This is a genomic window from Paenibacillus sp. LT-B23, assembly GCF_059417685.1.
Genome location: NZ_JBSQBM010000004.1, coordinates 81,747 through 102,485, shown reverse-complemented (window position 1 = coordinate 102,485; position 20,739 = coordinate 81,747). Strand labels below are relative to the sequence as shown.

19 protein-coding genes are annotated in these 20,739 nt (G+C 49.4%); 2 read left to right on the top strand and 17 right to left on the bottom strand.

What is annotated here, in order from left to right:
- Positions 1–79 precede the first annotated feature (79 nt).
- The 6 genes from ACWXW9_RS07290 to yqfC all read right to left on the bottom strand — a co-directional run bounded on the left by ACWXW9_RS07290 (position 80) and on the right by yqfC (position 5,804).
- Positions 80–454 carry a diacylglycerol kinase family protein gene (locus tag ACWXW9_RS07290; RefSeq protein ID WP_134913446.1) on the bottom strand — a complete coding sequence of 125 codons (375 nt, stop codon included), beginning with the start codon at positions 452–454 and terminating at the stop codon, positions 80–82.
- Positions 454–951: an rRNA maturation RNase YbeY gene (gene ybeY, locus ACWXW9_RS07285; RefSeq protein WP_354452286.1), complete on the bottom strand. Its 498-nt coding sequence runs from the start codon at positions 949–951 to the stop codon at positions 454–456. Before ybeY ends, ACWXW9_RS07290 begins: the two co-directional genes overlap by 1 nt.
- A gap of 54 nt (positions 952–1,005) precedes the next feature.
- Complete coding sequence (locus ACWXW9_RS07280; protein WP_494928867.1) at positions 1,006–3,252, bottom strand: HD family phosphohydrolase; 2,247 nt, start codon at positions 3,250–3,252, stop codon at positions 1,006–1,008.
- Positions 3,253–3,342: 90 nt separating this feature from the next.
- On the bottom strand, positions 3,343–4,314 hold the full coding sequence (locus ACWXW9_RS07275) for a PhoH family protein (RefSeq protein WP_134913443.1): 972 nt from the start codon (positions 4,312–4,314) through the stop codon (positions 3,343–3,345).
- 6 nt (positions 4,315–4,320) lie between these two features.
- Positions 4,321–5,514, bottom strand: a complete 1,194-nt coding sequence (gene yqfD / locus ACWXW9_RS07270) for a sporulation protein YqfD (protein WP_494928866.1) — start codon at positions 5,512–5,514, stop codon at positions 4,321–4,323.
- The gene (yqfC, locus tag ACWXW9_RS07265; protein ID WP_431087801.1) at positions 5,511–5,804 is read right to left on the bottom strand and encodes a sporulation protein YqfC; all 294 of its coding nucleotides are present in this window, start codon (positions 5,802–5,804) and stop codon (positions 5,511–5,513) included. The genes yqfD and yqfC overlap by 4 nt, the downstream gene beginning before the upstream one ends.
- Before the next feature lie 23 nt (positions 5,805–5,827).
- On the opposite strand from yqfC, the gene ACWXW9_RS07260 reads away from it, so the two are divergent.
- Positions 5,828–5,971 (top strand): hypothetical protein, encoded by a 144-nt coding sequence (locus ACWXW9_RS07260; RefSeq protein WP_431087800.1) that lies wholly within the window; start codon positions 5,828–5,830, stop codon positions 5,969–5,971.
- 211 nt (positions 5,972–6,182) lie between these two features.
- Here ACWXW9_RS07260 and bcaP read toward each other — a convergent pair whose 3' ends face one another.
- From bcaP to ACWXW9_RS07220, 8 genes are all read right to left on the bottom strand, one after another.
- A complete protein-coding gene (bcaP, locus tag ACWXW9_RS07255; RefSeq protein WP_494928865.1) occupies positions 6,183–7,592 on the bottom strand; it encodes a branched-chain amino acid transporter BcaP in 1,410 nt (469 codons plus the stop codon).
- 453 nt (positions 7,593–8,045) lie between these two features.
- Positions 8,046–8,636 carry a YqfB family membrane protein gene (locus tag ACWXW9_RS07250; RefSeq protein WP_494928864.1) on the bottom strand — a complete coding sequence of 197 codons (591 nt, stop codon included), beginning with the start codon at positions 8,634–8,636 and terminating at the stop codon, positions 8,046–8,048.
- A gap of 44 nt (positions 8,637–8,680) precedes the next feature.
- A complete protein-coding gene (gene floA / locus ACWXW9_RS07245; protein ID WP_043922497.1) occupies positions 8,681–9,688 on the bottom strand; it encodes a flotillin-like protein FloA in 1,008 nt (335 codons plus the stop codon).
- Positions 9,689–9,727: 39 nt separating this feature from the next.
- Positions 9,728–11,095, bottom strand: a complete 1,368-nt coding sequence (locus tag ACWXW9_RS07240) for an NfeD family protein (RefSeq protein ID WP_494928863.1) — start codon at positions 11,093–11,095, stop codon at positions 9,728–9,730.
- A 279-nt stretch (positions 11,096–11,374) separates the two neighbouring features.
- Positions 11,375–11,818, bottom strand: coding sequence for a GatB/YqeY domain-containing protein (locus tag ACWXW9_RS07235; RefSeq protein WP_013311146.1), 444 nt, complete (start codon positions 11,816–11,818; stop codon positions 11,375–11,377).
- A gap of 16 nt (positions 11,819–11,834) precedes the next feature.
- Positions 11,835–12,008: a 30S ribosomal protein S21 gene (gene rpsU / locus ACWXW9_RS07230; protein WP_005547957.1), complete on the bottom strand. Its 174-nt coding sequence runs from the start codon at positions 12,006–12,008 to the stop codon at positions 11,835–11,837.
- Positions 12,009–12,177: 169 nt separating this feature from the next.
- Entirely contained in the window at positions 12,178–12,537 is a 360-nt protein-coding gene (locus tag ACWXW9_RS07225) for a histidine triad nucleotide-binding protein (RefSeq protein WP_134913438.1), read from the bottom strand.
- Positions 12,538–12,699: 162 nt separating this feature from the next.
- Positions 12,700–14,049: an aminotransferase-like domain-containing protein gene (locus tag ACWXW9_RS07220; protein ID WP_494928862.1), complete on the bottom strand. Its 1,350-nt coding sequence runs from the start codon at positions 14,047–14,049 to the stop codon at positions 12,700–12,702.
- Positions 14,050–14,275: 226 nt separating this feature from the next.
- Here ACWXW9_RS07220 and ACWXW9_RS07215 point away from each other — a divergent pair, with 226 nt between their 5' ends.
- Entirely contained in the window at positions 14,276–15,223 is a 948-nt protein-coding gene (locus ACWXW9_RS07215; protein ID WP_494928861.1) for a DMT family transporter, read from the top strand.
- 272 nt (positions 15,224–15,495) lie between these two features.
- On the opposite strand, the gene ACWXW9_RS07210 is transcribed toward ACWXW9_RS07215, so the two are convergent.
- The 3 genes from ACWXW9_RS07210 to ACWXW9_RS07200 all read right to left on the bottom strand — a co-directional run bounded on the left by ACWXW9_RS07210 (position 15,496) and on the right by ACWXW9_RS07200 (position 20,732).
- Positions 15,496–15,888, bottom strand: coding sequence for a hypothetical protein (locus ACWXW9_RS07210; RefSeq protein WP_494928860.1), 393 nt, complete (start codon positions 15,886–15,888; stop codon positions 15,496–15,498).
- 264 nt (positions 15,889–16,152) lie between these two features.
- Positions 16,153–19,551, bottom strand: coding sequence for an AAA family ATPase (locus ACWXW9_RS07205; protein ID WP_494928859.1), 3,399 nt, complete (start codon positions 19,549–19,551; stop codon positions 16,153–16,155).
- Positions 19,548–20,732: an exonuclease SbcCD subunit D gene (locus ACWXW9_RS07200; RefSeq protein WP_494928858.1), complete on the bottom strand. Its 1,185-nt coding sequence runs from the start codon at positions 20,730–20,732 to the stop codon at positions 19,548–19,550. The genes ACWXW9_RS07205 and ACWXW9_RS07200 overlap by 4 nt, the downstream gene beginning before the upstream one ends.
- Positions 20,733–20,739: the final 7 nt, after the last annotated feature.

Here is a 20,739-nt window from a genome sequence, read left to right as displayed (position 1 = left end):
CACTATTAAGCGCCTATTTTTTTGGTTTTTGGGTTAGGTCTTTTTATATAGTATATGATTACAAAAATGTGTTTTTCCATTAAAAAAGCTGACTAATCAAGGTCAACAACGGCCTGTAAAACACAAATATACCAATAATTACAGCAAAAACCGCTGCCAGGAGCACGGCTCCGGCGGCGGTGTCTTTAGCCGCTTTGGCCAGCGGATGGATATCAGGCGAGATTAAATCTATCGCCGCTTCAACAGCAGTATTGATCAGCTCGGCTACAATCACCATGGCAATAGCCACAGAAACGAATAACCAATCGAGCCGGGAGATGCGCAGGCTTAAGCCTGCTGCGATGACGAGAAACGCCATGACCACATGTATCCGCATATTTATTTGCGTGCGCAGAGCATACATCACGCCTTCTGCGGCATAACGAAAGGTCATTCTCCAAGGCTGACGTCTCATTACCGTGTCAACCCCACTTGAGCCAGTACCGCCTCTTGCTTGCCCATCATTTCAGCTTCACTGGCTTCATCCTGATGATCATAGCCCAGCAAATGCAGAAAGCCGTGAACAAACAAAAATCCGATTTCACGCTCAATGGAATGACCGTACTCCTCACTTTGAGCCTGAGCTGTCTGCACGGAAATAATAATATCCCCCAGCACATCCGGCACATCGTCCAGCGGTCCTTCGTCATCCAGCTCATAGATGATTTCAAGCTCTTCATCCAGTGTTTCCTTCATGGCAAATGACAGCACATCGGTTGGACGATCGATTCCGCGATAATCCCTGTTCAGTTCATGGATTTGCTCGTCATTCACGAAAGTGAGGGCAACCTCACCGTCCGTCACCCCTTCCACCTTGCCTGCTTCCTCCAATAGAGTGTTCAGCAAACCAATCAACGATTCATGGATTACCATATCGTTTTGTTCATTATTCCAAGCTAATTGAAGGCTCATGCCAACCGCTCCTTTTAATTCTAATGCTCCAGCCGCACTTCATGCACAAGCCCATTATGCTTTCCCGTTCTCAGGCTTTGGTCTTTCTTCGGGATATTCAATCCGGGAATGGAAAGTCCCCATCACGGTTTCTTTAAGAGTTTGAGCCACAATATCAAGCTCCCGCATCGTTAGCTCACAATCGTTGAACTGGTGATCATCCAGACGACTTTTGATAATTTTTTCAATCATCGACTCCACCTGATCCACCGTCGGCTTCCGCAGGGAACGAACGGCTGCTTCCACACTATCGGCAATCCCGACTACAGCAGCCTCCTTGGACTGGGCTTTTGGCCCAGGATAGCGAAAATCATCCTCGGTAAAATCCGGCTCTACGCCCTGCTCTTCCGCCTCACGCAGCGCCTTGTGATAAAAATAGTGCAAAAATGTCGTTCCGTGATGCTGCTCGGCAATATCACGAATCGGCTTTGGCAGCTTGTAATCCAATTGCATTTCCACACCGTCACGGGCATGGGCAATAATGATGGACTTACTCAGCTTTGGCTCTATTGTATCATGCGGATTGTCCATGCCATTCTGATTTTCAATGAAGTACGAAGGGCGCTTTGTTTTACCAATGTCATGATAATACGAACCAACCCTGCACAACAAGCCGTTAGCGCCTATAGCTTCCGCCGCGGCCTCCGACAGATTACCTACCATTACGCTATGATGATACGTACCCGGTGTCTCCGTAAGTAGCTTGCGCAGTAGCGGATGATTCGGGTTAGACAGCTCAACCAGTTTCAGCGCTGACAAAATGCCAAAGGTAGACTCAAAAAATGGCATAAGCCCAATCACAAGTATCGCTGTAATTAAACCGCCTGCAAAAGCAAAAGCTACCGCATAGAGCGTCGTTGTTTGAGTCCAGTTGCTCTGGTCGATCAGCGCCAGAGTAAAGACGGACATAGAGCCGAACAGGCATACCATAATCGCTCCCTTGAACAGCGTGGAACGCTGACTGGCTCGATGCGTTGAGAAAATCGCCGCAAGACAAACTACAAGGGCAAAAAAACCAAAGTTAAAATCAAAAATTTGTCCTTGCCGGACATTCAAAATGACACTTGCCAATATACTGAATATAACGGCACAAACGAACGCCAGCGACATATCGAGCAACAGCGTTACGAGCATGGCTCCAAGCGCGATAGGCGCAAGATAGCCGAGATAAGACCGTTCACTGTCCTGCAATATAGCGGTTAACATCATTGCGCCCACCGTGATTACAAAAATCAGCACTAGCATGAGCAATTGTGCATTGTTATACTTGAAACGGCGCGTTCGTGATTGGAACTGGCGAATATACATAAACAGACCCAAGGCCAGCATCGCAGACAGCATCAACAGGCCAAATTGCGGCCAATAGTTGATCTTGTCCTTTAGCAGCTCGTTCTCATCCAGTAAGGTATAAATTTCCTGGGTAATAATCTCGCCTTTCTTGACGAGCACTTCACCCTGTTTGATATAGACTGTTGGTGTATCTTCACGAGCCTGTACCCTGGCATCCTTCGTAGCTGTATCATCATAAAACTTGTTGGCCGTAATCACAAGCCTTGCAAGCTCCTGAACAACTTCACGGGAGGTGCGCTTGGTAAGCGTACTCGTACTGACCCGCTCGGCCACCTTGGCCCGGGCTGTTTGTGCGTCCGTAATCTGATCGTTCATCAATCCGGTCACGATTTCACGCGCTACCGGTCGCATCTCGGCAATATCCTCGGACGTGAGACGCGGAATTTTAATAAAGGTTTCCTCCGGAATCCGATATGTTTGCTCTTTTGTTTTTTGCAGTACTTCATCCAACAGCTTCTCCGGGTAAGCATCCGCGTTACGGCTATTGTTCACAAAATTTTGCACAAATTCCCGCGCACGCTGAGGAATTTCATCCTTGTAAATGGAAATTTTATCGGATCTGGAAACCTGATCGTCCTGATTGAGCCGTTCAATTCGGTCCAGTATACCTGTAATCAGATTATCGTTGCGAATCGGTACAATCGTATACATGGGCTGTACCCGTTCAGCAGACTCTTCCTGAGCTTTTAACGTCGCTTTGCTGTTGGGAAGCTGCATGGGAGCCACAATTTCCTTTTCACTCGGCTGGTTTACCCGAATGTCATAGCGCTCGGGAAGCAGCTTGGACGCAAAACCTACGTAAAAAAGAACCACTAAAAATAAAAACAGAAGATAGCGTGTCGCCACGCTATACTTCCATCCACTCATTCTATGCTGGAACGTTTTGCCCTTAGACAATTCCTTCGAGGTCATCTAAAACAATCCCTCTCCATCATCTTTTTCAAGACAGCTACGCTGCTTATTTTCATACTTCTGATAGCTCCACATTCGTGATATGAAGGCTTATCCCTGATTTTCGGCAACCTGGTCGTAAGCCACGATGATTTTCTGAACCAGAGAATGACGGACAACATCCTCTTGTGCAAAATGTACGAAGCCTATTTCCTCAATTCCCTGTAAAATCGTATTCGCTTCAATCAGACCGGATTTTTTGCCACGAGGCAAATCAATTTGCGTAACATCACCGGTGATGACCATTTTGGAGCCAAAGCCCAGTCGGGTCAAAAACATTTTCATTTGCTCCGGCGTGGTGTTTTGCGCTTCATCCAAAATAATGAACGAATCGTCCAGCGTCCGTCCCCGCATGTAGGCCAGCGGCGCAATTTCAATCAACCCGCGCTCCAGTGCCTTTGCTGTCTGCTCCGGTCCCATAACATCGTACAACGCGTCATACAACGGGCGCAGATACGGATCAACCTTTTCCTGCAAATCCCCTGGCAAAAAGCCCAGATTCTCGCCTGCTTCCACCGCAGGGCGAGTCAATACAATTCGCTTGACCGAGCCTTCCTTCAGGGCAGCTACCGCCAGCACCACAGCCAAATACGTTTTACCTGTACCCGCCGGGCCAATTCCAAATACGATATCACGTTTTTTTATCGTGGTTACATAGTGCTTTTGTCCAATCGTTTTGACACGAATCGGCTTGCCACGGAAGGTAGTCGTGATTTCTCCCTTGAACAGATCGAGCAATTGATCAGCACGTAAATCTTTTGCCAGTTCAATCGCATAATGGACGTCTCTTTCGGTCAGGATATACCCATTACGAATTAACTGGAGCAGTACATCGAACAATTGTTCGAGCACTTCCACCTCATGGGCGTTACCAAAAATATTGATTTCCGCCTCACGGGAATCCATTTTTGCGGGAACAGCCGCTTCAATCAATTTTAAAAAGGAATCCTGCGGGCCAAACAGCGCCTGTCCTTCTCCCGCATTGTTCAATGCAATTTGTATGCTGCGTTGTTGTTCTGCCAAATAGCCTCATTCTCCTTGGTTATGAACTAGCGGAAGTTCTTCCGCAATATTCTGTTCCACTTCAAAAAGCACTTTCATATAAACTTTACCATTCTCTTTCTTCTCATGCAAAATTTTTTGGCTCATTATTTTCGTTCCTTTGCCGTATTTGGCTAAAATATCGGCTCGTGCCCCTTCTATTCCCCTATTTTGGGCTTCTGCTTCCGTAAGCTTATCCTCATGTATCTTTGTCTCCCTTACGCTTTCGGTCATCCAACCGACGGGAAGACGGAAGGAGCGCCACGTCAACGGGTCATGCTCAACTGTGGTTTTATGCGCAGAATAAGGGATTTTTCCATATCCCCATAACTGCACCGCTTGGTTGCCCAACACCAGATACAAGCGGTCGTGGCTGTTTCCAGTATATGTGCTGCTGCGTCGCACCGTGGGACTGCTAATTTCGTACTCATGCCATACGAGGCCCTTAATCTCCCCCTTGGCTACGACCAGCTGCTGATTTTCCTCATCCCCGAGCGTTCCCGAGATAAGTATGGCTCCTTTTTTGACACGTGTATTTTTATGCACGACAGGACGACCCTGCTCGGCAAAAATTTCAGTGACTACCGCATCTGCATTGCTGATGAGATGGCGTGGGCTGTAGAGCGGCGCAGGGGCAGGGTGTGAGGCTTCAACGACCTGAATCGTCACTGAAGTACCCTGCTTATCTACGCCGATCCAGGATGCCTCAGGGAGCTTCTGCATGAGTGCACGCGAAAGCTTGTCCTGACTGGAAACACGGAAGCTCCATTGAAACGGATACAGCCCCTCCTGACGGGCAGCTTTGAGTACAGCTTCCGTTGCGAGCTTGTCATTCCCCTTTACTTCAACGTCCCAGATGAGTGAGGACATCAGGAACAGACCTACCCAGAATACAGCCAGTCCAACCAGAAAAAGTTTACGTTTGGCCAGCCGCGGAGTGATAAAGGGAATCCCTTGGCGCTTTAAAATATGCATTTTGCAGCCTGTCCTTCTCAGAAGCGGACGCAGCAGGAAGACGTGCGGCAGCAGAAGGTTCATTTCTGCATGTCTTGTACCCATCGGCCGCACGTTCCAAACAGGTATGTGATGCTCCGTGAGCAGATTAATGAACGCTTCCACGCTCTCTCCCTTGACGGCAAGGGTAACTGTGCCACGCAGCTTTGTTAAAGCAGGATGTTTCATGAGCCTTCCTCCGTTCCTTCCAATTGGATATCCGTAATGTGTCCTTCCACACTGACCTGATCAGGCATAATAGATGTGATTACAAGCCCATGCCCCGTCACCCGCAACCTGCCTTGCGCCAGCGCAAGTACTAGCCGATCCGGCGTGAAGTCCACGACGCCCCGGTGATTCTCCACATAAAGCTGGCGGCTGCCAATGAGAGTTAACCGCGGCAGGTCAAATAGAATGTCCTGCGGAAGTTCCAGCGTCTCGCTGGCCCACTTTCGCAGTTTGCGGCTCATCCGGCTCATACGAGGGAATCTCCTTTCCTGTCATGAAAACAATTGTTATCAAACGGCTAATTGTTTTTATGGCAGCTACGCTGCTGATTTTCGTCTCCTGTTATTGCCATCCGGTGGATCACAGTCATTTTCATGGCAGCTACGATGCTTTTTTAACCAATGCCGATGCCGCTTAGATATGGGCGTCATTACACCAGCGCCACAGATATCTGTACTGTACACTTTATGATCCAGCCGCCATATTTATGAAACGAAACTAACAATTCATCGTAGCCCTAATTTTGCATAGCAAGAGTCTGGATACTTGCACAATGCAAAATGAAAAGACAACCCCGATTCAAGCATCGAAACGAGATTGTCTTTTCCTGATTTTATAGAGCCATTCTGTTATTTTTCGGAATCATGATTCAAAAGAGAGTTTTTTCTGGAATATAGAAAATAAACGGCCAGACCTATAACGAGCCAAATCAGAAAACGGATAAACGTTTGGCTATGTAAATTCAGGATGAGCGCCCCACATGAAATAATAGCCAAAATCGGAATATAAGGAACACCCGGACATCGGAAGGCTCTGGGCAGATCCGGCTGTGTTCTTCGCATCACAATCACAGCGACAGAAATCAGTATAAAGGCTGAAAGAGTACCGATGTTCACCAAACTCGCCAATTCATCCAGTGGAATCAACCCGCCCATTAATGCAGATAATGTACCAAAAAACAATGTGTTTATATACGGAGTTTTGTATTTAGGATGAACCTTGGACAAGACTTTTGGTACCAGACCATCACGTGACATCGCAAACATAATACGGGTTTGGCCATAAAGCATGACCAGCATAACTGTGGTCATCCCCAAAATGGCCCCCACATCCACAATACCCGCAACCCAGTTCTGACCTGCAACCTGCAAGACGAGTGACACCGGATGGGAAATGCCTTCAAACTCCATAAACGGGACAATCCCTGTCATAATCCCGCTGACAATGACGTATAGAAGCGTACATATAATAAGTGAAAAAATAATGCCGCGCGGTAAATCACGAGCCGGAATTTTGGTTTCTTCTGCGGCAGACGAAACAGCATCAAAGCCGATAAAAGCAAAGAATACCAGCGCTGCGGCTCCAAGCACTCCACTGAACCCAAATGGCATAAAAGGCATCCAGTTATCCGGTTTTACATATTTAAAAGCAACGAAAATAAATAATAAAATCACAACAATTTTTACAATAACCATAATGTTGTTCATACGTTTCGATTCTTTGATTCCAAAGTAGAGCAAGGAGGTAATCCCCATCAAAATCAAAAATGCAGGAAGATTAAAATAGGTGGTTTGATCTTTTAAAGCGCCTGGTGCCGCAGTGAATTCAAGGGGGATATGGATACCAAGTCCATTCAAAAATGATACAAAATAACCCGACCAGCCTGCAGAAACTGCACTGGCAGCAAGCATATATTCCAAAATCAAATCCCATCCGATAATAAAAGCCAGAAGTTCCCCCATCGTTGCATATGTAAAAGTATAAACAGAACCGGATACCGGAACGGTGGATGCAAACTCTGCATAAGCCAGTGCTGCAAATAGACAGGCAAGCCCCGCAACCACAAAAGAAATAATCAAACCCGGACCAGCCGTAACCGCTCCCGTACCAGTCAACACAAAAATCCCCGTTCCGATAATAGCTCCAATGCCAAGCATCGTTAAATCAAAGGCACCAAGCTCTTTTTTAAGTGCTTTTTCACCCCGCGTTGCAGCAAGTAGCTGATCAATGCTCTTTTTTCTAAATAAGCTATTATTCATCCATCCCATCCCCCTAGACATGTAATATATACTTTTATACCTGAGTCACCTCACCTCGAAATTACGTTTATTTTCTCTAAATTTGGAGTGAATTTTCAGAAACACTATCTTTGAGAACATTATATATAAAAACGAAAAAATGAAAACCGTTTTCGGAAAGCTCCATTCATTTTCTTACATTCGATCATTTTGCCTCTGTATTTTTTTCGAAAGTTCAGTATTAAACTAGACACAATGACAGATTTTTTGCTTACAAATGACGTAATAAAACCTTGCTACTACTGGGTTTATGACATCTTATGTAAGTTCATAGGAGTATTTTCTGCTAAACTAATTTCTATTCTGGACTAGCCTATGTATTAGCAAAAAAATAGTCCGCCACCAGCTAAAGCCGGGGCGGACTAAACCATTCATGCAAACTGCTCAAATAGAACGATAACAGCTCTTGTCTTTTTAACGTCTTCCTCCACCCATATAACGCTTGGAACGCGGAGGACCCAGTATTTCTGCCCAGATCACGCCTCTCCGCAGGTCAGCCGCAGTTACTTTACTACGCTCCTGCGAAGCTCCCTCTGAGGCATCTGTAATCTCTCCCGACTCCCTTGCATTGGATATGCGGTCGAGACGTGCCAAAACCGATCTACGCTCTTCTTCCATGGCCCGGATTCGATCCTCCAGAGTAGAACCGTTATCCAGGGAATCCCGATTCGTCTGTTGTTCTGTTTCCGTCCAATCATTCATTTGTTCTTCCATACGCCGAGCTTCCATAACTACACGTCGTTCATCAGGAAACTGACGCTGCAATTCTCCGGCAGTATCCTGCCTTTGCGGCTGACGTTGCTCCTGTCTGTGTTCCGTAGAGAAAGGTCCGGAGGGTGATGAAGGACCGCGAGAGCCGTGGTCGCCACCAAACGTAGGCATGCCCTTTCCCGACGGTGCTTTTCTCTCTGCGCTTTTCATGCTTTTGCCCAAAAAAGACACCAACGCAAAGCCGATCACAATCAGGATATACAAATGCTCAAAAATCCAGCTCATAAAGTTCATAACTCACCGCCTTGCTGCCGTAATTCATCGGCTATATCCCGTTGTTAATCCCGGTTTTTGTTGTCATTTCCCGAGTTTTCATTCGGTTTGCCCAAGGAGCCGCGCATTTGCGTATCTGCCTCAATGTTTTTCAAATTCATATAGTCCATAACGCCGAGTTTTCCACCACGCAGCGCCTCAGCCATCGCCAGCGGCACTTCGGACTCGGATTCAACCACACGCGCTCTCATCTCTACGACACGCGCCTTCATTTCCTGCTCCTGCGCCACGGCCATTGCACGGCGCTCTTCCGCTTTTGCCTGCGCAATCCGTTTATCAGCTTCCGCCTGCTCGGTTTGCAGGAAGGCACCAATGTTTTTGCCTACATCAACGTCCGCAATATCAATGGACAAGATTTCAAACGCCGTTCCAGCATCCAGACCTTTGGACAGCACCGTTCTGGAAATGGAATCCGGGTTCTCCAGCACGTCCTTATGCGAATTACTGGAGCCGACAGTCGTAACGATACCTTCACCGACCCGTGCAATAATCGTTTCTTCTCCGGCACCCCCGACGAGTCGATCAATGTTGGCACGCACTGTAACACGAGCCTTAACCTTTACTTCGATACCATCCTTGGCTACCGCAGCGACAGTAGGTGTCTCGATGACACGCGGATTAACGCTCATTTGGACCGCTTGCAGAACATCCCGACCCGCAAGATCAATCGCAGCAGCGCGTTCAAATTCAAGCGGAATGTTGGCACGCTGCGCAGCAATCAGCGCATTGATCACTCGGTCTACATTACCACCCGCCAGAAAATGACTTTCCAGTTGGTTGATGTTTAAACCCAGACCAGCCTTGGTTGCCTTAATCAGCGGATTCACAATCCGGCTTGGCGTTACACGACGTAACCGCATAGCTACCAGTGTAATGATGCCAATCCGCACCCCTGACGCCAATGCTGAAATCCACAGCATCACCGGGAAAAAACTGAAAAATACGCTTAACACAATAATCACTACAACGGCAATCAGCAAAACGCTGACAATACCCGATTCGAACACTCGCATCATCCTCCATTAATCTAATTCTTCGTTTGTTTCCACGGTTCAGACGCTAGTGTCCGCCTTGACCACAATGCGTCCACCTTCTACTTTGGATACGATAATGGGCATATCCGTAGCGATAAACTCGCCGTTCGTCACGACGTCCACACGTTCGTCAGCGATAAGCACGGTTCCTGCTGGACGAAGCGGTGTCAGACTCACACCTCTTTGTCCCAATAGCAATTCCCGATTCACCACCGAAGAAAAGCCCTGGTCAGCCGTCAAGCTTTCTTTAAGTATAAAACGGTTCCATATTCCCCGATCCTTGAAAGCAATCCCTATGATCGCCACCACAGCAACGGCAGCAGCAAAGGCTATACCCAATGATATAAAAGCATGCTGCATGTTGTAGGCCGCGCGAACAACTCCGGCGACAAGACTGATGGAACCCAAAATACCCAAAATACCAAAGCTTGGAATGAACATTTCAAGTATAAGCAAAGCCAGACCGATGATAAACAACAGCCACGTCTCGGAGCCTGCAAAGCCAGCAATATAATTGCCGAAAAAGTACAATCCAAATCCGAGCACGCCTAAAATTCCCGGCACTCCAAAGCCCGGTACAATTAGTTCAATGACAACCCCCGCAATACCGATAAATAAAAGCAATGTCTGCACAATCGGGTTGGTCAATATCTCGGCTGCTTTTTCAGCCCATGTCCGCTCCACATGAAATACATCATCCGTGCTATAGCCCATCCATTGAATAACTTCTTGTTCTGAAGAGGCAATGTGATCCGCATAACCCAGCTTAAGCGCTTCCTCACTGGTTAAAGAAATGATCTGACCTTTTTCTTTATTAAAGTTCAGCTCCGGTATAGCTACAGAAATTTTGGAGTCTACCATACCTCTCGCAATATCCGGGTTACGTCCGCCGGATTCTGCAGCAGATGCCATGCTGCTCTTCCACCAAGCCACTGTTTTCGGGTCAGTGATAGCCTGCCCACTGCCGTCTACCAGCGCTGCTGCTCCAATAATGCTGCCCGGCTTCATGACAATTTTGTCTGCACTTAACGCAATATAGCTTCCAGCAGAGGCCGCTTCGCCTCTTACATAGGCAACCGTCGGAATCGTGCTGTCTTTAATCAGCTTGCCCAGCTTTTCCGCTGTGTCTACCCGTCCGCCTGGCGTATTAATATCCAGCACAATGAGGCCCGCTTTGGACTCCGCCGCTTCTGCAAAGCCGCGTTCCATAAAGCTGCTCAGTCCCTGTTCAATTTCCTGATCCACCGGTATAACGAACACAGCACCGCCTTTCACAGCGGCCGCCGCTGATCCCGAATGGAATAATGGCAACAGCAAAACGGATATCATGATCCACATGGTCCAAAAGATCATTTTGCGGCTGGAGTGGTGATGTTCTCTATGCATTACTCTCCCCCCTTTCGATCTTTCTATGTTACAGCATATCAAATTTTGTCAGGTAAACCATACAATTTTCAGGATTTATTGTGAAATTCTTGAGTATGCTGCTATCCTGATGGCTGTCATGTACTTTACGCACCCGATGGACATCACGTTTCAAATGATTATGGATAGCGCTTACAAAAAAAGTTCTCCCTATACTATCAGCCTATGACAAACGAGGCAGATACAGAAATAACACCCTCTGTAAACAGAGGGTGTTGCGCTTTCCTGTTTGTCGCAGGTTTATTGCAGAAATTGCTGAACCGCTTGGTTCACGAGCTTACCGTCAGCGCGGCCTTTTACCTTAGGCATCAAGGCCGTCATTACTTTCCCCATCTCGGCTTTCGAAGAAGCACCGGTTTCCTGGATGGTCTGCTGTACAATAACTTTAATTTCTTCTTCAGAAAGTTGTTCGGGAAGGTACTGAGCGATGATCTCTATTTCTGCTTTAGTGCTTGTCGCAAGTTCATCACGACCGGCTTTTTCAAATTCATGGAGGGCATCTTTTCGCTGTTTGATCTCACGACTCAGAATATCAAGCACTTCGTTGTCGTCCAAATCCCGTTTCAAATCTATTTCAAGATTTTTAATCGTAGAACGAACCATTCGAATGGTGGAGAGTTTGAACTTGTCCTTACTCTTCATTGCTTGCTTCATATCTTCGTTCAATCGTTCGCTCAAATTCATGATTGCTTAGATCCTCCTAGAACTTTCTCTTACGAGCAGCCTCGGACTTTTTCTTGCGCTTTACGCTTGGCTTTTCATAATGCTTGCGTTTCTTCACCTCAGCCAATACGCCATCCTTAGCAATGGAACGTTTAAAGCGACGAAGTGCAGCATCAATTGTCTCGTTTTTGCGAACTTTAGTTTCAGACACCAGTTTTCCCTCCCTCCGACCAGACCGTCCAAGAGCAATAACACGGTTCATCAAATTTTATTATAGGTGAAACGGAAACCGGGTGTCAACCTATAAGAAAAAATGAATAAATAATGGATACATATTTCTCCATTCACGCCGTATTACTGAAAGACAAGCACTGTCATTTTTAAGAATGTGAGTCCGAAATACCCGTCAAGGCACCCAATGGGGCACCGCCCAACAGATGATAATGCAGATGTCCAACCGCTTGCCCGCTATCCGGACCGCAGTTGTTAATCAACCGGTAACCCGATTCAGCAACACCCAGTTTTTTCGCCACCTCAACCGCAACACGATGAATCTCCGCAATCAAAGGCAGATCCTCCTCTGTCACAGCATTCATTGAAGGAATATATTTCTTTGGAATAATGAGCACGTGTACTGGCGCCGCAGGCTGGATGTCATGAAATGCGAGCACATTGTCGGTTTCCAGCACTTTTTTGCTGGGGATGGTTCCATCCACAATTTTCAAAAACAGATCGTCCATTCAAAACCCTCCTTTGGCAGTGAGCCGATCATCAGGTTTGAAAGTGCAGAACCCATGCTCTCGGCATTCAAAGTTATGTATTTCCCCACAACCGAATTGAACATATACAGTTATGGTTTGTTATACCTATGTTTCTATATGTATCATAACGGAAAAAGGGGCTTAATACCAGTTCCCTCTCCCCGCTTCCTCTATAATAGCTTTTACCCCTTCATTAATTTGATCCGGTTGAGCCCGCGAAATACTGATGCGTAAAAATTTTTCGTGTTCCTTATAATCGGATAAGTAAAATCCTTTACCAGCTACGACCTGCACCTTTCTCGTCGCAAGACGCTGCACCAAACGCTCCATGTTCACCGTCCGGGGTAGCTTCAACTGCATATACACTCCCGAGCTTACAGCCGACACTTCAATCACCCCGTCCTGATTATATCGCTCTACTGCCTGGTTTAAAATGCGAATGCGTTCCGCATACAGGCTGCATATCGTGTGCTTGTGGCGTTCATACATCCCATTTTTAATATAAATATCAAGTGCAGCCTGAGATAAAATGGAGGTGTCGACGTATCTTTTGTGTGTGCTGAACGTCTTTAACAGAGTCTCCGGCAAAACCGCAACACCTAAGCGCAAGCCCGGAAAAATAATTTTCGAAAAGCTTTTTAAATAAATAACACGGTCTGTCTGATCGTACGCATATATAGGATCAAAAAGGTGATCGATTCCCAAATCAGCCATGTAATCATCCTCCACGATGTACACATCGTATTTGGCAGCTAATGCGGCTATAGCCTTGCGTTCCCCTGTGTTGTATGAGGTTCCCAGGGGATTATGATATCTTGACATCGTGTAAAAAAACTTGATGCTCCCGTTCTTAAATTGGTTCTCCAATTCCTGCAAATCCATACCTGCCGCTGTTCTGGCGATGGTGCTGACGGGTATACTCTCTCCCTCCAGAAAACGCAAATAAATATCGTAGCTCGGCTGCTCCACCAAAACCGTCTTTTTGCCGTTTGGAAACGGCATTTTCGCAAGGATTTCCAGTGCCTGCTGAACACCAGAAGTGACGATAATCCGCTCCATTTTTGCAAATACCTGATTATCGGCCAAGTGAGAAACGAGCGTATGACGCAATGTCTCCAGTCCTTGAGAATCTCCGTAGGTGAACAGATGATATTTGTACGTATCAATGGCCTGATTCAGACAGTGCTGAAAGTCCAGATACGGAAATACGTTTAAATCCGGGGAGGCCGAAGCAAAATCAATCGAGGCCTGAATATGGCTACGGCTATGATGCAAATCTCCGGAGTTCTCCACCACATAATATCCGCTTTGCGGAATGGAATAGATGGCGTGCTTCTTTTCAAGCTCGGCATATGCCCGCAAAATCGTGCTTTTGCTGCACTGGTACAATTCTGAAGCATCCCGGATAGAAGGCAGCTTTTGACCCGAGCTGTATTGCCCCTCACGAATTTTAAGCTCTATATCCAATAGAATCGAAATATATTTTTTCACAATGATCCTCCTGCCTGCTTATTTCACTTTCTATTTCTGCTACTTCTTTATACGGTTGATGTTAACATGCTTTATATGTAAGTAGAATGCCCCAATTTATAAAATTGTACCGATACAGTTACGATAATTTGATATCCCGCAGGCTCGTCCATTGTTGTACCTTTAGTTCATCGGAGAGGACGTTCGCAAACATGGTCCCGAAGCATGAAAGAGAGGTAGGCAACTTATGGACACCAAAACAAAAGGATTAAAACTGGCTTATTTCTTTGCGGTGCTGAATGCTGCAATTATTGGATTTTCGTTTTTATTTGCTAAAATGGCGTTAGTGCATGCTCATCCCATCGATACGCTGACCTATCGGTTTGCAGCTTCTTTTATAGTCCTGTCCATTCCGGTGGCCTTGGGGTGGATCAAGCTGTCTTATCGGGGCAAACCCTTATTTAAAGCACTGCTGCTGGCTCTAATGTACCCGTTGGGTTTTTTCACCCTACAAGCATTTGGATTACAGCACGCAACTTCCGCCGAGGGAGGTATTATGTATGCCTTCACACCCGTTGTAACGATGATCATTGCTTCCCTATTTTTAAAAGAAACAACGAACCTTTTACAGAAGCTGTCGATCTTTTTATCTGTTTTCGGCGTTGTGTTCATCTTTATCATGAAAGGAAGCAGCTTCAACTTGTCCAATTTGGGCGGGCTCTCCATGCTCTTCCTGACGTGTGTAGCGTTTGCCGGATACAGCGTTTTGGCACGCTCTCTTTCGAAGCATTTTAGCCCGTCGGAAATCAGTTATTTTATGATGGGTATCGGATTTATTACATTTCTGGCCATATCGCTCACTAACCATATTCAAAGTGGGACACTGGGCACATTTGTAGCCTTGTCCAGCAATGGTACCTTCGTACTGTCCATTATATATCTTGGCGTGGTGGCCTCGCTTATCACTTCACTGACTGCAAATTATGCTTTGTCGAAAATAGAGGCGTCAAAAATGAGCGTATTTACCAATCTGTCGACCATCGTGTCTATCGCAGCCGGGGCTTTGTTTATTGGCGAAGAAATAACAGTGTATCATCTGATTGGCTCGTTACTGATTATAGCCGGGGTGATCGGAACCAATTATTGGGGCCGGAAAAAGACAGTACCGCTTCGTACAGACATGTTTAAGATGTAATCGCTCATAGAGAAGTGAGCTGGAAAAGAATGATTGTCGAGATAGCAGAGAGCATGTTATGAGGTAGGTCGCATGTTGAGATTATATTTGGAATGACATAGGTAAAAAAAGAGGCTGTTTCTTCTCACCGGAAGAAGCAGCCTTAAGTATGTCATGATGTATGAATGCTTCAGTAAGCCGCTTGTGCTATAGCTGTACATCTAAGAAAGTGACTATGGATGGTTAGAAGAGGACTGAGAGGACACACACTAGGGCGATTAAAGAAATGGAGTTTAATAATAAGGCAGTAGGCTGATCGCGGTCAGCGCAGCAAGCGGCAGGATCAGACGGTTAAAGCGCCGACGTCCATATGGGAAACCATATCCAAAGCCTCTACCGGGTACCGGGGCTGGGTACGGATATGGCGGGTAGGATGCAAAGCCACCATAAGCACGGGAACCGCAGCCGCAGTTGTTAGGCGGATAAGGGAGATTTACGTTCTCCGCTTCACCCATGGGAACTGCCAAATATAATTTTTCATCATCCACATGCTCCACAATTCCGTCATACATCGTTCCATCCTTCACCCATACGCATACGTAGCGGTGCATATGCTGTTGACATAGCGTTTTGGCATCCATTTTTTCCATTGCTGTCCCTTTTACGTTCGTCATGCTTTTTTCCATGGTTGTTTCCTCCTAGGCTCTTGCATGTATACCGTATGTTATTCAAAAACGGGCTATGTGCTACATCAAATTGGGCGAATTCCGGCTTGCAAACAAAAAAAGAAGCACCCCGGAGGCTCTTGGTAGAGCCCCTCTGAACGGACGTATGACGGGAAGTTTCCTTCCGCAGCATACGTCCGCCGGGGTGCTGTATGATTAACTTGTCGGCTTAACTGTATTATAACAATACTTTGAAACTGTATCTGTGATCTGTATCACGTCGCTTCAAAATGTTTCCATAACCACGCGGGAGCCGCCTCCGGCCTGCTCTGCGGGAAGAACGACCAGCTTGCGCGGCAGACGAGCCCGGAGCTCGGGCACATGGCTGATCACGCCGACTGACAGTTGATCGTGATGCAGTTTTTCCAGCGAGGTAATGACGGTGTCCAGCAGTTCAGGGTCCAATGTTCCAAAGCCTTCATCCAGAAAGAAAAATTGCAGCGGGTACTGGCCGCGCAATTGAATCTGGGCTGACAGCGCGAGCGCAAGCGACAAGGAGGTCAGGAACGTTTCCCCGCCGGACAAGGTCGATACCGGACGCTTGACTCCGCCGTTGGCATCGTCACTAATGACAAAGCCACCGCTGGAGTCTACCTCTAGCGCATAACGCTGCTTGGTCAGAAAACGTAAACGGCGTGAAGCCGACTGACTGACCTGCATTAGCTGCTCCTCGGCAATGTATTCGACGAAGGCGTTGCCCCGGAAAACGGACTGGAGCTTGGCCATCTTTTCTGCCTCGCTGCGCAAATGAGCGCGATTGGACTCCAGCTCCATCCAGCGGACATGCCGATGCTGCAAATCCTCCAAATCACGCTCAGCCTTGGCACGATTCTGGAGTGCCTCTTCGTCGCGTGTACGGCAATCACGCAATTGCGTGGAGGCCGTTGCCCACTGCTCCTCGGTCACTGTTGCTCCATCTAGCTGTTCTTCCACATGTTTTAAACGGGAGGACAGCTCTTTTTCACGTTCCCGGTGCAGACTCACTTCACGTTCATAACGTGCAGCTTCCTCCGGCCCGAGACAGCATTCCACGACCTCTGCTTCCGTAGCAAAAGGGGAGGCTTCCAGACGACTGCTCCAGCGGGACTCCGATACCTGCCGTCTTTCTTCTGCCGAATCGGATGCCTGCCGGGCAATCAGCGAAGCATGAACGGCTTGCTGCTTGCGTTCCTCCGCTTCAGCGCGGCGGCGTGCGGCGGTCTCGGCTCCGTTTTTCAGCCCCCGAAGGCGTGAGTTCGCTTTTTCCAGCAAGGAATCCGCATGGTCTTCTCCAACCCACTTGCGGAGTTGAACCATTTTTTCACGCAGCGAATCATCTTTGTTTTGGAGTCCGGTACGACGGGCAATAATGATTTTGTCTTCCTCAATGATGCTCTGCTGGATCTGCTGAACACGCGCCGCCTTCTCCTCCAGGAAAGTCACGCTCGTCTCCAGCCGGGACCGCAGCTCTTCTGCGCGCGCGTCGCGCTCCTGCATGGCGCGGTAGCGCTCCGCGGCTTCGCCCGGAGCAACGTCCGGCAGCTGCGCCGCCCATTCGGCGCGCAATGCCCCGCTGCGCGTGGTGCATGCCTCGCGCTTGCTCCGCGCCTGCGTTAGCGCTGCAACAGCCGCCTCTTGCTCGGCGGCTGCGCGAATACGCCGCTGCTGTCCGGCGGCGTCCGCCTCGCGTAACGCGTGCGCCTCTGCAGGCAGCGCACGCGCACGGGCGGCAAGCTCAGCTGTCGCCTGCTCCAGCGCCGCGCAGCGCTCCGCCCAGGCGGCGACACCGCGCGGCGCGGCGGGCGCTGCGGTGGGCGCGGCCGGCTCGCCCGTGGCGGCCGCGCCGATGGCGTCTGGGGCGGTGGACTGCGCCAGCAGGCTGCGCTGCTCGTGCAGCTGCTGGCGCAGCGTAAGGCGCAGCTCCTGCAAGCCTAGCCGCAGGTGGTGCAGCTCGTCCGGCGCGGCGGCATCCGCGCCGTGGGTCGTGGTGGCGGCGGGCGCAGGGTGGTGCAGCGAGCCGCACACCGCGCACGGCTCGCCCTCGCGCAGCTCGGCGGCGAGGTGCTGCGCGAGGCGGCCCAGCTCCTCGGCGCGCAGCTCATGGCGAAGCCGCTCTTCCTCGCCAGCCAGCGCGGACACATCGGCGGTGATCTCTGCCTCTAGCGTAAGCAGCGCCTCGATACCCTCAGCCGCCTGCACGGCAAGGGCGGAACGTCGTACCTCCGCCTCAAGTGTCTCCTGCTCCGTCAGCTTCAGTCGTTCGTCAGCCTGGGCAAGCCGTTGCTCCTGCGTGACACACTCCTGTTCTGCTTCGCGCAGCTGCTCATCCGCCGTCTCCAGTTGTTGAAGCCGCTGCACGGCCTCTTGAAGCATTCGCCGTTCATCTGCACGCACTTCATTTTGCTTCAATTCCTGTTGAAGCTCCTGCTGCCGCTTCGATCCTCGCGCTTGCAGCTCTTGCTCCTTGGCGAGTCCTTCGGCATATGTAGCAAGGGTTTGCTCACTCTGTGCAAGCTCTGCCGCCAGACGGTCACGTTCTGTCCGCAACGCTTCCGTATCACGCTCCAGTTGCAGCGCCTGCTCCAATTGGTCGATTCGAAGCAACAGCTTTGGTTCCTCTGCACCCAGAGCTTGCCGGGCCTGCTCATCGGCTTGCACAGACACAACCGCCGCCTCCTGCGCCAATGTCGCCTGCACCGCCGCTTCTTCGGCTGCCTTCCGTCGCTTATCCGCTTCGGCAACAGCTTCCTTCCAATCTGTCAGCGCAGGCAGCAATGCCTCAGCTGCGGAGGCCTGACGGAGCTTGCGCTCCAGCGAAGCAATGTCCGGCTCCAGTGCTGTCAGCTGCTCTAGTTCGTTCGCCCGGAGGCTGCGCTCCATGACCAGCTCACGGATTTTGTTCAGCGCTTCCGTCTCGCGCGACACCCGTTCCAGCTCGCGGCGTGAGACCTCCGCATGGGCAAAAGCCTCTTTGAGCCGCTGTTCTGCTTGTTCAAGCGCTTCGGCACCCGCATCTCCCAGACCCTGCTGCTCCGCTTCCAGTGCTTTCAGTGCAGCGTCATTGTCCTTCACACGGCGGCTCAGCTTCTGTGCGAGCTGGTCTCCGTACTTTTCCAAATGAAACAAACGCTGCAGCATCTGTCTGCGTTCACTGCCCTTTAAAGATAAAAATTCGGCAAACTTCCCCTGTGGCAATACAACAGCACGTGTAAAGTCGTCCATTTTCAGGCCGATATACTCCTCCACACAACGGGTCACATCCTGCACCTTGTCAGCAAGCACTTCCTCGCCGTCCTCCGTGAACGCGATAAATCGGCTAAGCGTATTATTCACCGATACGCCCCCAGCCCGTTTGAATCGGCGCTCCACACGATAACGACGAGGACCTTGGGCTGACATCAATTCGAACGTAAACGCGACGGACAGCGTATCCTCGGCATGGTTCATGATACCCTGTGTTCCATTTACCGCCCGCTCTACTTTGCCATACATAGCCAACGTAATCGCGTCCAGCAACGTCGATTTCCCGCTGCCTGTCGGGCCAAAGATTCCAAATAGCCCAGTTTCGGTTAATTCGTCAAAATGGATTTCCTGCGACTCCCGGTAGCTTTGCAACCCCGCCAATTTCAGAAGAATCGGTTTCATACATCCTCCTCCTCGGGCTGGTCCCTTGCATCATCCTGCTCCACCAACTCCAAAAATAGCTGCACCAGTCCGTCATCCGGCTGTGCGCCGCCCGTTTGCCGTTGATAAAAAGCCCGAAACAGCTCGTGAACCGGCAGCTCTGAGCGCTGATGTTCCAACTGTGCCGCCGCCATTTCAGGATACATCGGGCGGATATGAATGATGCCTTCACGGCTTTTACGCAGCCGCTGAATATCTCCCAGAGACATCGCTTCCTCCAGCGTAATTTCCAGGTCAATAAAGGCGTCCGCATCCAGCCCTTCGTCCAGCCAGCGATACACCTCCTCCAGACCTCCCCGTGCCCGCCATTTCACTAAAGGCCGTCCACTCGTAATATACAGCTCCTCGACCTGTGCGGGCTTGCCTGCAACCACGTCAATGAGCGTGACCGATTTGGCCTGCCCTGCTTCAGAAAAGCTATAAGCCAGCGGAGATCCGCTATAGCGCATCAGCCCATCGCCCTTCACATATTGAGGACGATGCAAATGCCCCAAAGCCGTATATTGCGCCCCGATACTTAGTGCAGACGGATCTACTGTATACGCGCCCCCGACCTGAATCGGACGCTCCGAATCCGACTCCAGCCCACCAAGCACATAAATATGGCTCATGGACAGATTAACGGTGTCAGGCCGAAACGCCGTACCGAGCTGTGCCATCAGCATCCCCACACGACGGCTGTAAGCCTCTCGCAACACCGTTTCGTCTCCGTCCTCGGACAACAGCTCATTCAAGCGGGACTCCGAAGGATAAGGCAAGGCTGCGATACACGCCATTTCTCCTGTACGCGGTGTGCGAATCCGCACCGCTTCCCCGCTGGGCAGCCCCAGCAACGTAATTCCGCGCTGGCTCACCAGCGGCGTAACTGAGGATACCCGTTCCGGCTGATCATGATTACCCGCAATAACGACCAACGGTCTTCCTCCAGCCGTTAAACGGGCAGACGTTTCATAAAATAGCTGCTCAGCGGCGGCTGGAGGATTGACCGAGTCATACACATCTCCAGCCATCATAATCAGATCTGCCTGCTGATCGTCAGCCATTTTCGCCAATTCTTCCAGGAACGCCTCCTGCTCCTTCAAACGGCTTCGCCCTTCCAGCGTTCTCCCCAAATGCCAATCTCCCGTATGCAAAATCCGCATGCTGTTC

Coding starts and splice junctions, on each gene's coding strand:
- ACWXW9_RS07240 (WP_494928863.1), bottom strand. CDS start 11,095: ATGCATAGAGAACATCACCACTCCAGCCGCAAAATGATCTTTTGGACC.
- ACWXW9_RS07235 (WP_013311146.1), bottom strand. CDS start 11,818: ATGAATTTGAGCGAACGATTGAACGAAGATATGAAGCAAGCAATGAAG.
- ACWXW9_RS07205 (WP_494928859.1), bottom strand. CDS start 19,551: ATGAAACCGATTCTTCTGAAATTGGCGGGGTTGCAAAGCTACCGGGAG.
- ACWXW9_RS07210 (WP_494928860.1), bottom strand. CDS start 15,888: ATGGAAAAAAGCATGACGAACGTAAAAGGGACAGCAATGGAAAAAATG.
- ACWXW9_RS07260 (WP_431087800.1), top strand. CDS start 5,828: ATGAAAACAATTGTTATCAAACGGCTAATTGTTTTTATGGCAGCTACG.
- yqfD (WP_494928866.1), bottom strand. CDS start 5,514: ATGAAACATCCTGCTTTAACAAAGCTGCGTGGCACAGTTACCCTTGCC.
- ACWXW9_RS07290 (WP_134913446.1), bottom strand. CDS start 454: ATGAGACGTCAGCCTTGGAGAATGACCTTTCGTTATGCCGCAGAAGGC.
- ACWXW9_RS07250 (WP_494928864.1), bottom strand. CDS start 8,636: ATGAACTTTATGAGCTGGATTTTTGAGCATTTGTATATCCTGATTGTG.
- ybeY (WP_354452286.1), bottom strand. CDS start 951: ATGAGCCTTCAATTAGCTTGGAATAATGAACAAAACGATATGGTAATC.
- ACWXW9_RS07215 (WP_494928861.1), top strand. CDS start 14,276: ATGGACACCAAAACAAAAGGATTAAAACTGGCTTATTTCTTTGCGGTG.
- ACWXW9_RS07200 (WP_494928858.1), bottom strand. CDS start 20,732: ATGCGGATTTTGCATACGGGAGATTGGCATTTGGGGAGAACGCTGGAA.
- ACWXW9_RS07225 (WP_134913438.1), bottom strand. CDS start 12,537: ATGGACGATCTGTTTTTGAAAATTGTGGATGGAACCATCCCCAGCAAA.
- yqfC (WP_431087801.1), bottom strand. CDS start 5,804: ATGAGCCGGATGAGCCGCAAACTGCGAAAGTGGGCCAGCGAGACGCTG.
- ACWXW9_RS07280 (WP_494928867.1), bottom strand. CDS start 3,252: ATGACCTCGAAGGAATTGTCTAAGGGCAAAACGTTCCAGCATAGAATG.
- floA (WP_043922497.1), bottom strand. CDS start 9,688: ATGCGAGTGTTCGAATCGGGTATTGTCAGCGTTTTGCTGATTGCCGTT.
- bcaP (WP_494928865.1), bottom strand. CDS start 7,592: ATGAATAATAGCTTATTTAGAAAAAAGAGCATTGATCAGCTACTTGCT.